At 61.7% G+C, this 11,781-nt stretch carries 16 protein-coding genes and 1 pseudogene; 13 read left to right on the plus strand and 4 right to left on the minus strand.

The window, feature by feature from the left end; all coding sequences use genetic code 11:
* Positions 1 to 45 precede the first annotated feature (45 nt).
* From hisD to NKI18_RS10355, 8 genes are all read left to right on the plus strand, one after another.
* A complete protein-coding gene (hisD, locus tag NKI18_RS10320; protein WP_352614879.1) occupies positions 46 to 1,368 on the plus strand; it encodes a histidinol dehydrogenase in 1,323 nt (440 codons plus the stop codon).
* 15 nt (positions 1,369 to 1,383) lie between these two features.
* Positions 1,384 to 2,406 carry a zinc-dependent alcohol dehydrogenase gene (locus tag NKI18_RS10325; RefSeq protein WP_352614881.1) on the plus strand — a complete coding sequence of 341 codons (1,023 nt, stop codon included), beginning with the start codon at positions 1,384 to 1,386 and terminating at the stop codon, positions 2,404 to 2,406.
* A 30-nt stretch (positions 2,407 to 2,436) separates the two neighbouring features.
* Positions 2,437 to 3,168 carry a histidine utilization transcriptional repressor HutC gene (hutC, locus tag NKI18_RS10330; protein ID WP_352614883.1) on the plus strand — a complete coding sequence of 244 codons (732 nt, stop codon included), beginning with the start codon at positions 2,437 to 2,439 and terminating at the stop codon, positions 3,166 to 3,168.
* A gap of 224 nt (positions 3,169 to 3,392) precedes the next feature.
* The gene (locus NKI18_RS10335) at positions 3,393 to 4,394 is read left to right on the plus strand and encodes an ABC transporter substrate-binding protein (protein WP_352615287.1); all 1,002 of its coding nucleotides are present in this window, start codon (positions 3,393 to 3,395) and stop codon (positions 4,392 to 4,394) included.
* Between the two features lie 97 nt (positions 4,395 to 4,491).
* Complete coding sequence (locus NKI18_RS10340) at positions 4,492 to 5,289, plus strand: ABC transporter permease (protein ID WP_352615289.1); 798 nt, start codon at positions 4,492 to 4,494, stop codon at positions 5,287 to 5,289.
* Positions 5,290 to 5,299: 10 nt separating this feature from the next.
* Positions 5,300 to 6,082, plus strand: coding sequence for an ABC transporter ATP-binding protein (locus NKI18_RS10345; RefSeq protein ID WP_352451005.1), 783 nt, complete (start codon positions 5,300 to 5,302; stop codon positions 6,080 to 6,082).
* Positions 6,083 to 6,287: 205 nt separating this feature from the next.
* Complete coding sequence (locus tag NKI18_RS10350) at positions 6,288 to 6,689, plus strand: YciI family protein (protein WP_051406115.1); 402 nt, start codon at positions 6,288 to 6,290, stop codon at positions 6,687 to 6,689.
* Between the two features lie 86 nt (positions 6,690 to 6,775).
* Positions 6,776 to 8,032, plus strand: a complete 1,257-nt coding sequence (locus tag NKI18_RS10355; RefSeq protein ID WP_352614885.1) for an RNA polymerase sigma factor — start codon at positions 6,776 to 6,778, stop codon at positions 8,030 to 8,032.
* 87 nt (positions 8,033 to 8,119) lie between these two features.
* Here the strand turns inward: NKI18_RS10355 and NKI18_RS10360 are convergent, their stop codons facing one another.
* From NKI18_RS10360 to NKI18_RS10375, 4 genes are all read right to left on the minus strand, one after another.
* On the minus strand, positions 8,120 to 8,527 hold the full coding sequence (locus tag NKI18_RS10360) for a PIN domain-containing protein (RefSeq protein WP_352614886.1): 408 nt from the start codon (positions 8,525 to 8,527) through the stop codon (positions 8,120 to 8,122).
* A complete protein-coding gene (locus tag NKI18_RS10365; RefSeq protein WP_352614888.1) occupies positions 8,517 to 8,747 on the minus strand; it encodes an AbrB/MazE/SpoVT family DNA-binding domain-containing protein in 231 nt (76 codons plus the stop codon). The genes NKI18_RS10360 and NKI18_RS10365 overlap by 11 nt, the downstream gene beginning before the upstream one ends.
* Before the next feature lie 107 nt (positions 8,748 to 8,854).
* A complete protein-coding gene (locus NKI18_RS10370; RefSeq protein ID WP_352614889.1) occupies positions 8,855 to 9,283 on the minus strand; it encodes a type II toxin-antitoxin system VapC family toxin in 429 nt (142 codons plus the stop codon).
* Complete coding sequence (locus NKI18_RS10375; protein ID WP_023676181.1) at positions 9,280 to 9,522, minus strand: type II toxin-antitoxin system Phd/YefM family antitoxin; 243 nt, start codon at positions 9,520 to 9,522, stop codon at positions 9,280 to 9,282. Before NKI18_RS10375 ends, NKI18_RS10370 begins: the two co-directional genes overlap by 4 nt.
* 193 nt (positions 9,523 to 9,715) lie before the next feature.
* On the opposite strand from NKI18_RS10375, the gene NKI18_RS10380 reads away from it, so the two are divergent.
* The 5 genes and pseudogenes from NKI18_RS10380 (at position 9,716) to NKI18_RS10400 (ending at position 11,701) form a co-directional block, all read left to right on the plus strand.
* Positions 9,716 to 10,039, plus strand: a complete 324-nt coding sequence (locus NKI18_RS10380; protein ID WP_023716560.1) for an ArsR/SmtB family transcription factor — start codon at positions 9,716 to 9,718, stop codon at positions 10,037 to 10,039.
* Positions 10,036 to 10,446, plus strand: coding sequence for an SRPBCC family protein (locus tag NKI18_RS10385; RefSeq protein WP_352451011.1), 411 nt, complete (start codon positions 10,036 to 10,038; stop codon positions 10,444 to 10,446). The genes NKI18_RS10380 and NKI18_RS10385 overlap by 4 nt, the downstream gene beginning before the upstream one ends.
* 177 nt (positions 10,447 to 10,623) lie before the next feature.
* Positions 10,624 to 10,908, plus strand: a pseudogene (locus NKI18_RS10390) (VOC family protein); the annotation flags it as partial.
* 87 nt (positions 10,909 to 10,995) lie between these two features.
* Positions 10,996 to 11,226 (plus strand): hypothetical protein, encoded by a 231-nt coding sequence (locus tag NKI18_RS10395; protein ID WP_023716563.1) that lies wholly within the window; start codon positions 10,996 to 10,998, stop codon positions 11,224 to 11,226.
* A gap of 4 nt (positions 11,227 to 11,230) precedes the next feature.
* Positions 11,231 to 11,701, plus strand: a complete 471-nt coding sequence (locus NKI18_RS10400; RefSeq protein WP_352614891.1) for a DUF1801 domain-containing protein — start codon at positions 11,231 to 11,233, stop codon at positions 11,699 to 11,701.
* Positions 11,702 to 11,781: the final 80 nt, after the last annotated feature.

Genomic DNA, 11,781 nt, shown 5'->3' on the forward strand with positions numbered 1-11,781 from the left:
TCGACAAGCGCTAATCGTAATTGCGTTCTAAGAAAAGGAGCCGCCATGTCTGACGTCAGCTTCCACCGCCTGTCATCCCTCAGTGTCGATCAGCGGGCCAGTTTACTGAAACGCGCCGAAGGAGATCTGTCTTCCTTCATCGAAAAGGTCCGTCCAATCATCCAGGCCGTCAAGGATGAAGGTGACGCGGCACTGCTCCGGTTTGCACGCGAACTCGACAAAGCCGATGTTGCCGACGGTGGACTGAAAGTTTCGGAAGCGGAGTTCGACGCGGCATTCGACAAGGTCGAGAAGGATGTCGTGGAGAGTATCCGGTTCGGCATCGAGAACATAAGGCATTTCCACGAGGAGCAGCGCCCGGAAACGATGTGGCTCAAGGAAGTTCGGCCGGGCGCCTATGCGGGCGACCGATACACACCGATTGCTTCCGTTGCGCTTTATGTTCCGCGCGGCAAGGGCGCCTTTCCCTCGGTGACGATGATGACCTCGGTTCCGGCGGTGATTGCCGGGGTTCCCCAGATCGCGATCGTGACGCCTGCGACTTCGGATGGTTCCGTCGACGCCGCGACGCTGGTTGCTGCCCGCCTCGCCGGCGTGGAGACCGTGTACAAGTGCGGCGGCGCCCATGCGGTCGCCGCTGTCGCCTATGGAACCGAGACCGTGAAGCCTGCCGTCAAGATCGTCGGGCCGGGGAGCCCGTGGGTGGTCGCGGCAAAGAGCGTATTGTCCCCGATCATCAACACAGGTCTCCCCGCCGGTCCTTCCGAAGCGATCATTTTTGCCGATGACAGCATCGACGGCGGCCTGGCTGCTCTTGACCTGTTGATCGAGGCCGAGCACGGGCCGGATTCCTCGGCCTACCTGGTGACGCACAGCCGCAAGGTCGCCGAAGCCGCATTGATTGCGATACCGGAACATTGGTCCCGGATGAGCGAACAGCGTGTAGAGTTCTCGCGCGCGGTACTGACTGGAAAGCGCGGCGGCATCGTGCTGACCGAGTCGCTGGAGGACAGCTACCGCTTCATCAACGATTATGCGCCGGAGCATCTCGAGATTCTGTCAACCGAGCCATTTGCGCATCTCGGACGTATCACGGAAGCCGCCGAGATCCTCATGGGTCCGCATACGCCGGTGACCCTCGCCAACTTCGTCCTGGGACCCAATGCGGTGCTGCCGACCAGCCGGTGGGCGCGAACCTTTGGACCGCTTTCCGTGACGGATTTCGTCAAGAGATCGTCGGTCGGCTATGTGACCTCGGCGGCCTATCCGGAACTCGCCCTGCATGCCCGCAGGCTCGCCCGCTACGAAGGATTCAGCTCGCATGAGAACGCGGTTTCGGAGATCCGCGATCGCTATCTCGCCGGCTGAGCGGAAACGATGACGATGAGGGCGGCGCGACTCTATGGACCCGGCGACTTGCGCGTCGAGGATATCGCCGCGCCAGGCGCTCCCGAGCCAGGCTGGGTGAAGCTGAGGGTCGATGCCGCAGGCATTTGCGGTTCCGATCTTCACAACTTTCGCACGGGCCAATGGATAAGCCGGTCGCCTTCGACGGCTGGCCATGAGCTGACAGGCACGGTGATCGCCATCGGCGAGGGCGTGGACACCATCGCTGTTGGCGACCGAGTGGTCGCCGATTCCCGTTTCTGGTGTGGAGAATGCGCGCAATGCCATGCAGGCAGGCGGCATCTTTGCACGTCGCTGGGCTTTGTCGGCGAGATATGCGACGGCGGATTTGCCGAACAGGCGGTCCTGCCCGCGCGCCTCTTGCATACCATCGATGCTGCGCTTGACGAACGGGTCGCGGCGATGGCCGAGCCGCTGGCTGTAGCGTTGCACGCAGTGCGGCGTCTGCCGAAAACGGCCGGCTCCGTTCTTGTCGTCGGCTGCGGGACTATCGGCGGGCTTGCCGCACTGCTGCTTTCCCGGACATTCGCAGGTACCGTGCTCGTCGCCGATCGCAATCAGGGCCGCTGCGCCCGGGTGGTGCGGATCACCGGCGCCAGCATCGTCGACTTGAACCGGGACGCCATTGCCGCCGCCACCGCGGATGCCCCCTTGCTCGCTGCCGTCGAAGCAACCGGCAGCGTCGCAGCACTCGGCCAGTTGCTCGGCGTTCTCGATGTCGGCGGCACCGTTGCGATGGTCGGCATATTCCATGGCCGCCTCGATATCGATCCCAACATCCTGGTTGAACGCGAAATAGCATTGCTGGGATGCCACGCCTTTGCGGATGAGCTTCCCGACGCCATCCGGATGCTCGGCGAATTGACCGAGCCCATGGTCGAACTGATCGACCGCGAGATTGGTCTGGATGATGTTCCCGCAGCCTATGAGCGGCTGTTGGCGGGGCAGGGCGATGGCTTGAAAACGATCATCCGGATGCGGTGTGCCGGGCGCGTGTGATTTCCGAACCTGCCGGAAAGGATTTTTGAAATGATCACTTTGCCCGACACCGCCAGCCCTCTTTACCAGAAGGTCAAGGACTACATCCTGACGAACATCGGAACGGGGCGATGGAGCAAGGACCGCAAGCTGCCGTCCGAAAATGAATTCGTGGCGACACTCGGCGTGTCTCGGATGACGGTCCATCGTGCCTTGCGGGAGTTGACCTCTGCGGGTTTTCTGATCCGGCTCCAGGGCGTCGGCACATTCATCGCGCCACCTCGACCGCAATCCGCACTGATCGAGATCAACAACATCGCGGCGGAAATTGTCGCGCGGGGAAACCGGCATCGCTCCGAGGTTATCGTCCTCGAAGAGATCATGCCGACAAAGGAGCTCGCGCTTTCGTTCGAGTTTGCAAAGCGCGTGTCGGTCTATCATTCCATCGTCGTCAACTTCGAGAACGACCTGCCTGTGCAACTGGAAGAGCGCTTCGTCAACCCGGGCCTAATACCCGACTATGACAAGCAGGATTTTTCCAGGACAGCGACCTACGACTATCTCATGCAGAAAACCCCGGTGACGGAGGTCGAGCACATCATCTCGGCGACCCCTGCCGATGCCGAGACGGCGCGGTATCTGGGCATCGACGTCGGCAGCTGCTGCCTGTTTCTGCATCGCCGGACATGGACGGGCGCCGTCGTTGCCACGATCAGCAAGCTGACTTACGTTGGCAGCCGCTACTCGCTTGGCAGTCGATATTCTCCATCCAAAAAAACCTGATCGCAGCGAAGCGAATCAGAGTCGGAAGGAGGGGCTAACTTGTATATGCATGTATGTATTTAGCCTTGACATCCGCTGTTGCTGACGTTGAAGTGTCGTCGCACTTTCGTTGAACGAACAGCTAAGATGCCGAGGCACGGTGCCGCAAGAGCAGAAGCCCGCATTCTCACCAGGCCGGATGTTTGGTTCAAAAAAGCGGCCTGATCATCAAGGGGAACAAGATGATGCGTAACCTAGCAGGACAATTTCGCGCACTCGTTATGGCTGCTGCCGTCGGGTTTGCCCCGGCGGTCTACGCGGCCGACACGACAATTCCGGCGACGCCTGAGGCAGGAACATTCAAGATCGGCATCGAGCCATGGCTTGGCTACGGCCAGTGGCACGTCGCCGAAGCCAAGGGTCTGTTCAAGGCAAACGGGCTGTCCGACGTGCAGATCGTGAACTTCGCCGAGGACAAGGACATCAACGCCGCCCTGGCGAGCGGCCAGCTCGATGCCGCCAACATCGCCACCCACACGGCTATGGGAATGGTTGCGGCCGGCCTGCCGGTGAAGATCGTGCTTCTGCTCGACGTCAGCATGACGGCAGACGCCATGATCGCCGGCAAGGACGTCGCCTCCGTCGCCGACCTCAAGGGCAAACAGGTGGCTTTCGAGGAAGGCACGACGAGCGACATCCTGCTCAAATACGCGCTCGCCAAGAATGGCATGTCCATCGCCGATGTCCAGCCGGTTCCAATGCCGGCGGCGGATGCCGGCAGTGCGTTGATCGCCGGCCAGGTCCCGGTCGCGGTGACCTATGAGCCTTATCTCACCGCGGCCAGGGCACAGAACAAGGACGTCAAGCTGCTCTTCACCGCAGGCGAAGATCCCGGCCTGATCAGCGACGTGTTCGTGGTGCGCGATGAGGTGATCAAGTCGCGTCCCGGCCAGGTGCTTGCCATGATCAAGACCTGGGATGCGGCCCTGAAGGCTTACAATGCCGACACGCCCGACGGCCGGGCGATCATCTCCAAGGCGGTCGGTTCGAGCGTCGAAGACCTCAACACCGCCTTTGATGGCGTGCGTTACTATACTCTCGCCGAAAACAAGGATGCGCTGACGGGCGAATTTTCCACCAAGACATTCGCCGATGTCGAGGCAGCCGCCAAGAACGCCGGGCTGCTTCAGGCGGACGTGACGCCGGAGCAGATGATCGACCCGTCATTCGTCAAGGCCGCGAAATGACGGGGGCCGGCTCGCGGTGGTGACGCAAATGTCCGAGCAGCGTGCGACCAAGCCAAGCCCGTCTCACGCAGCGCCGGGGCCGGTGATCAAACAGCCGATGCGCCGTCGTCGATCCTCCGGGATCGGCGCGCCCATCGCACGCTCGCGCTTCCTGATGATAGCAGTGGCGGTTTTTGCCGGCCTCGGCCTTGCTTGGTGGGCGGCAACGGGGCTGGGGCTGGTAAAGCCGATTTTCCTGCCCTCGCCGGGAAGCGTGGTGACCCAGCTCGGCAAGCTCGCGGGTGACGGCACGCTGTGGCTGGATCTCAGGACCTCGATATATCGTATTTCTGTTGGCTTCCTCATCGCCTCGGCATTGGCGATTCCGATTGGCGTGCTGATCGGCAGCTTCAGGACTTGGGAAGCGGCGATCGAGCCGCTTGTGGATTTCATCCGCTACATGCCGGTGGTCGCTTTCGTGCCCCTCTCCATCCTGTGGTCGGGGACGGGCGATGCCCAGAAGTTCCTGATCATCTTCATCGGCACCTTCTTTCAGCAGGTGCTGATGATCATGGACAATGTGAAGCGGGTTCCCGCTGATTTCATTGGCCTTGGCAGGACACTCGGCCTGCCGGATCGCAGGATCTTGACCCGCATCGTGGTTCCCAGCGCCTTGCCAGGCATCTGGGACACGTTGCGCATCAGTCTCGGCTGGGCATGGACCTGGCTGGTGTTGGCGGAACTTGTCGCGGCGACATCAGGGCTCGGCTACCGCATCACCGTGTCCCAGCGTTATTTCCAGACAAACACCATCATCGGCTACATCCTGCTGCTGGGTGTGCTTGGCCTCATTACCGACCAGGTCATGAAGGCACTGGGAAAAGTGCTGTTCCGGCAGGAGGGCCACGTGCAATGAGGCCGGGCCGATGAGTTTGCCCAAACTGCGGATCGAGGGTCTCCACAAGAGCTTCGGCACGGGCGCGCGGCGCACGGAAGTGCTGCGCGATATCAATCTCGATCTTGCCGACAACGAGTTCGTCTCGCTGGTGGGCACGTCGGGTTGCGGCAAGAGCACGCTGCTGTCGATCGTTGCCGGACTGCAGGATTTCGACGCGGGAGATCTCGCCATCGATGGCGCGCCGATCCTGCAGCCGGGCCTCGACCGCGGCGTCGTCTTCCAGTCCTACACCCTGCTTCCCTGGCTGACGGCGCAGCAGAACATCGAGTTCGCGCTCAAGGCCGCGGGTCATGATCGCGCGACCTGCCGCAGGATAGCACGCGAGCATCTCGATCTGGTCAAGCTCCCGCACAGCGCCAATCGCTATCCGTCTGAGCTTTCTGGCGGCATGAAGCAACGGGTGGCCATAGCGCGTGCCCTTTCCTATCGACCCAAAATGCTTCTGATGGACGAGCCCTTTGGCGCGCTCGATGCCCTGACCAGGCATCAGATGCAGGAACTCCTGACGCAGATCTGGGAGGAGCACAGGCTCACCGTGCTCTTCGTCACCCATGATGTGGAAGAAGCCGTCTACCTGTCGGACCGCATCGTCGTGATGGGGATCGGCCCGGGACGCATCATGCAGACCTTCAATGTCGACATCGAGCGCCCGCGCCGGGAAGAGGTCATGGAAACCCCGGCCTTCATGGATTTGCAGCGCAGCGTGCACAAGGCGATCCGCGAGGCCTCAAAACGTCCCGAAATGGTTTAGGCGAGCCACTCAATTTACTTACAATCGGCGACCAGCGTTGCGCCCAATCTCGATATCGCGCCATCGCGATTCCTGACCAGGGGAGCCGCGATCGGCGGCTTTCTCCTCAACCTCGAAAAAAATTTGCAGGACAATGTCGATTTCCTAAACTCCGTTCGTCGTTTCGATGCCGGCCTGTGAGTCCGGCTCAACAAGGAGACAGACGATGCGTGTGATGGTGCTTGTGAAGGCTACCGAGGACAGCGAAAAGGGCTTTGTCCCCACGCCCGAGGCGAAGGAGGCGATGGAGGCGATGGGCAGGTTTAACGACGAGCTGCGCAATGCCGGCATCTTGCTCGACGCCGATGGCCTCAAGCCCTCCTCGCAGGGCAAGCGCGTTGCGTTCGATGGTCCCCGGCGGACGGTCATCGACGGGCCTTTTGCCGAGACCCGCGAACTGGTCGCCGGCTTTTGGCTCTGGGAAGTCAAGGACATGGACGAGGCGGTCGCCTGGGTGAAGCGCTGCCCCAATCCCATGCCCGGACCGAGCGAGATTGAAATCCGGCCGCTGTACGAGATGGCTGATTGGCAATGGGAATCTGACGCCGGAGGTCACGGAAATCCATGACCGGACGCGCGAGAAGCTTAGCGGCAACTGAACCTGTCGGCCGCAGCCTGCTTTGCCTTCGTTATGGCTTTGGCCGATAAGGCAGCATGACGGCAGGCGAGACGCAGCAGGCGATCGAGGCGATTTTTCGCATTGAACGAGCCCGGCTCATCGCGGGCCTGGCCCGCCTCGTGCGCAATGTCGATCTTGCAGAGGAACTGGTGCAGGACGCCCTGGTCATAGCTTTATCCGAATGGTCCAGGACCGGCGTTCCGGCCAATCCCGGCGCTTGGCTGATGACGGTCGCCAAACGCCGCGCCATCGACGCGATCCGTCGCGACAAGATGCGCGAGCGCAAGCATGAGGAGATCGCGCGGGAGCTGGACGGCGAGTGCGATGGTACGGCCGAGGGAAACGAAATGGCCATGAACGACGATCTTGGCGACGAGCTGCTGGGCCTCATCTTCACAGCCTGCCACCCCATACTTTCGGCCGACGCCCGCGCGGCCCTCACGCTGCGTGTCATCGGCGGCCTGACGACGGACGAGATCGCCCGTGCTTTCCTGTCGAGCGAGGTGACGATCGCCCAGCGCATCGTCCGCGCAAAGAGGACGATCGGAAAGGCCGGGCTAAGCTTCGAGGTGCCGCGCGGCGCCGAGCGTGCGGCGCGTCTGTCCTCGGTGCTGGAGGTCATCTATCTCATCTTCAATGAAGGCTATGCTGCCACGGCAGGCGACGACCTTGTCCGGCCGAGCCTGTGCCTGGAGGCACAACGGCTGGGCCGCATGCTGGCGGGTCTGATGGCCGAGGATGCCGAGGTGTTCGGCCTGCTGGCTCTAATGGAAATCCAGGCATCGCGCCTGCCGGCACGCATCGGGCCGGACGGCGCCCTCTTGACCCTGACCGAGCAAAACCGCGCGCGCTGGGACCAGCTGCTGATCCGCCGAGGCCTTGACGCGCTGGCCCGTGCCGAAGCCCTCGGGGGCGATGGCCCCTATGTGTTGCAGGCCGCGCTTGCAGCCTGTCACGCGCGGGCGCGCAGTCCGGCCGATACCGACTGGCCCCGTATCGCAGCGCTCTACGACCGGCTGCGTGCAGTGATGCCCTCGCCGGTGGTCGATCTCAATCGAGCGGTCGCGCACAGCATGGCCTTCGGGCCCGAAGCGGGCCTGCGGCTGGTAGACGAGATTGCCGACGCCGCCGCCTTGCGCAATTATGCGCCATTGCCGGCGGCGAGGGGCGATTTTCTGTTTCGGGCCGGCCGGCTGGCCGAGGCCCGCGCCGAATTCGAGGCTGCGGCCAAGCTCACCCGCAACGTGCGCGAAGCGGCCTTTCTCCTCGCCCGCGCAGACGCTTGTGGTTGACAGCATCGCTCTCCGTGCCCGACGCGCCGCTCGGCAACATCGAAAGCCGCCAGTTCGCTCCCGGCCAGCTCCCTTCAATGAGCGTGATCAGCTCGCAACGCGAAAGGGATTAACGATGCGCAAGCCTTCGTCGAGCGCCATTCCGTGCTGCATGTCCTCCGACCAAAGTGTATCGCAGCCAGCGTGAACCGCCGCGGAGGCGATCATCGCGTCATAGGTGGAAAGGCCGTACCGCTCGGCGAGCCTCAATCCTGTTTCGTGGGTCTCGAGCGTGAGCGGATGAACCGTCAACAGGCCGCGCAGCGTGGTCAGCAGCGCATGCGTGTCGTCCCATGACATTTGCATCTTCCGACGGGCGACATTGGTGAGTTCATTGAGAACCTGCACGCTGATCGCCCCGCCATCGGCGATGACCGCCTCGGCCCGATCCGCCTTCGCCGTGTCGCCTGACGCGATATGAAGAAGGACATTGGTATCGAAAAAACTAACGGGCATTTGCCTCGTCCCGATCGAATTTGAAGTCAGCGGGAAGCCGACCGCGGAAGGCGCGGAGACGCTTCAGCAACTCCTCACGCCCGGGCTTCCGCGCGACGCCAAGCTGGCGGGCGTCAGCGACATGGATTTCGATCTCATCGCCTTCCCTGAGTTCAAGCGCTTCGACCACAGCGGCGGGAAGGCGGACCGCAAGACTGTTTCCCCATTTGGCGATCTGCATGCCACTTCCTCTCTTAGATATACGCTGGAAGAAATGTATATCCACAAGTCGTCAAGGTCAAGAATTGCAGCCAATCGGTTTATTCATTTTGGAGGAGAGGGCCTCGATCATGCCAGCAACTGCGTCGGCACGCCGAGAATCGGTCCTGCCTCGGCGAGCCGCTGGTCGAGGGTCCACACCGTGGCGCCATGCTCCGATGCCGTCGCGAGGTGCAGGGCGTCGCCAGCACGAAGCCCGAGGATATGCTGATCGGCGAATTTCGCGGCGACCCGAAAATGCCCGCCCGTCACCGGCAGCACGGTGAAGCTCTCAGCGACAAGCTTATTGAACATCGCGAGCGCTGCCGCGCGTTGCTCCAGGTCGATCTGTCCGGTCCGAAGCTTGATCGCCATGGCGGAGGAAATCTCGGTGATGGTCCAGTCGCTGATCACAAGTTGCCCTGGGTCCTGCTCCGCCAGCCAGCCCTGAACACGCGCGGTCATGGCTTCGTTGGATAGCGCCGCGATGATCAGCGAAGTATCGAGATAGGACGTCAATAGCGATCGCCATCTCGCATCGATCGCACCAGATCGGTGGCAGCCTGAGCCTGCAGAGGCATGGTTGCGGTCAGGGATTGGAGCAGGACGGCGTCGATCCGTTTGCGAGGGCGGGCCACGGCCGTGAGCCTGGCGACCGGCTTGCCACGCCGGGTTATGTCGATCGAGTCTCCAGCCTCGACCCGGTCGACGAGCTCACTCAGATGTGCCTTGGCGTCCGCCAAATTGACCGCGTCCATCTCAGCTCCTGACCATGTAGATGGTCATGTAGCGTATAACGCGTGACAATTCCAGTGCAGAGCACGGCGAATAAGCAACTGGCTGCGTGAGCGAAGCAGGTGACCTGCAACGAGAATTATGCCGCTTCCCGCTTGACTCACACATATCCCGGTGGTTATACATCGATCAATAGCCGAAGGGTTATCGATCCCAATGCCAAACGCTCACGATGTACTCTTCAGAACGCTTGCCGATCCGACTCGGCGCGCTATTTTTGAGCGGCTGTGTCGCGAAGGAGAGCAGACGGTCGGGGCTCTAACGGCTCAGGCCGGGATCTCGCAACCGGCCGTGTCAAAACATCTCGGCGTTTTGAGGCAGGCCGGGCTCGTGCGCGACCGCCATGCAGGGCGACAGACCCATTATAGCGCGCAGCTTGCTGCGCTTGCCCCCCTGATTGACTGGACAAGCCAGATGACCGGGTTCTGGCAGAGCCGGTTCGACGACCTCGAAGACCTGCTCAAAAGGATGGACCAGTGAACGAAATGGCGACCGAAACGCTCTCCGTCGTTGTCGAACGGGAAATCGCTTATCCGCCCGAGAAGATCTGGCGCGCGCTCACGCAACCACACTTGATCGAGGAGTGGCTCATGAAAAATGACTTCAAACCTGTCGCGGACCACCGTTTCAATCTTCACGCAGACTGGGGCGCTGTCGAATGTCAGGTGCAGACGGTCGAGCCGAACAGAACACTGACTTACACGTGGGATACCAAGGATCTCAAGAGTGTCGTCTCCTGGACCCTCACCCCCACGAGCACCGGAGCCCGCTTGCGCATGGAACAGTCGGGCTTCCGGCCGGATCAGCAGCCTTACTTCCGGGGTGCCAAAGTCGGCTGGCCGAGGTTCTTTGACGATCTGGAGCAGGTTCTGGCGCGGACGGACTGAGATCCGCTGGGCTATCCAAGCAAGGGCTCTGTTACAGAGCGACATCACGAGGCGATAATGGAGGCAAGCCATTGAAGATCAAGTTGGCCAAAGTATACGTGGAGACCAGGAAAAGGCACTGGCTTTTACACCGAAACGCTCGGCTTTACCAAGAAGGCCGATTTCAGCAATGGGCCGTTTCGCTGGCTGACCGTCGCATCACCCGACGAGCCGGACGGTGCCGAGCTGCAACTCGCGCTCAATGACAACCCGGCGGCCAAGGCCTACCAGCAAGCCATTTTCCAGCAGGGCCAGCCCGCGGTCATGTTCTTCACCGATAACGTCAAGGGCGACTACGAGCGCATAAAAGCGCGCGGCGCCGAGTTCACGATGCCGCCGACCGAAGTAACCGGCTCGACCATCGCCCAGCTGAACGACAACTGCGGCAACCTCGTTCAAATCACCCAACTGGCGCGCTGGTAAAGCATGCGTTCAGTGGCGTGGCTGCCCGGCGGGAGTCGCCAAACGGGCCGCCCGATCCGCTTCGGTTCGTCTTCAGAGGAGGTCTCAATGGATTGGAACAAATGGGTTCGGCAGATCCACCGCTGGCTGTCGATTATCTTTGCGGCGGTCGTCGCCGCCATCTTCATCAGCCTGGGAGCAGGCAAGGAACCCGCCTACTGGGTATACCTCTTGCCGCTGTTTCCACTCGGCTTGCTCCTGCTTACCGGTCTGTACATGTTCGTGCTGCCTTACGCTCCCAAGTGGCGCAACGCAGGGGGCACCGGCGCATTGGAGTGAACGCATGGCCAACAAGACGTCCATCAAGTCAGCGGCGGTCGCGAAGAAGCCCGCCGCCAAGCCTGCAGCCGCCAAGCCGGTCCTCCTCGCAGGCGGCAACCCGCAGATCCCGAAGGGTGATGGTGACGCTCCCGTGCAGGCCTACATCGCGGCCATGCCGGGCTGGAAACACGACGTCGGCCGCCGCCTCGACGCACTCATCGAGCGCAACGTTCCCAACCTGCGCAAGGCCGTCAAATGGAACTCGCCCTTCTATGGCGTAGAGGGTCAAGGCTGGTTCCTCAACTTCCATTGCTTCACAAAGTACATCAAGCTGGCTTTCTTCCGCGGCACGTCGCTGCATCCTTTCCCTCCAGGCGAGTCCAAGCACAAGGACGTGCGCTACCTCGACATCCGCGAGGACGACCAGCTCGACGAAGCTCAACTCACCGACTGGGTAAAGCAAGCCAGCCAGTTGGCTGGCGAGCGAATGTGAGTGGAATGCCAGTCATTCCCGCAAACCCGGTGCCGACTAGCGGTATTCATGTGACGGGCGAGCGGCAACAACCCTAGGGA

It is taken from the genome of Mesorhizobium sp. M0800 (assembly GCF_040320095.1).
GTDB lineage: Bacteria > Pseudomonadota > Alphaproteobacteria > Rhizobiales > Rhizobiaceae > Mesorhizobium.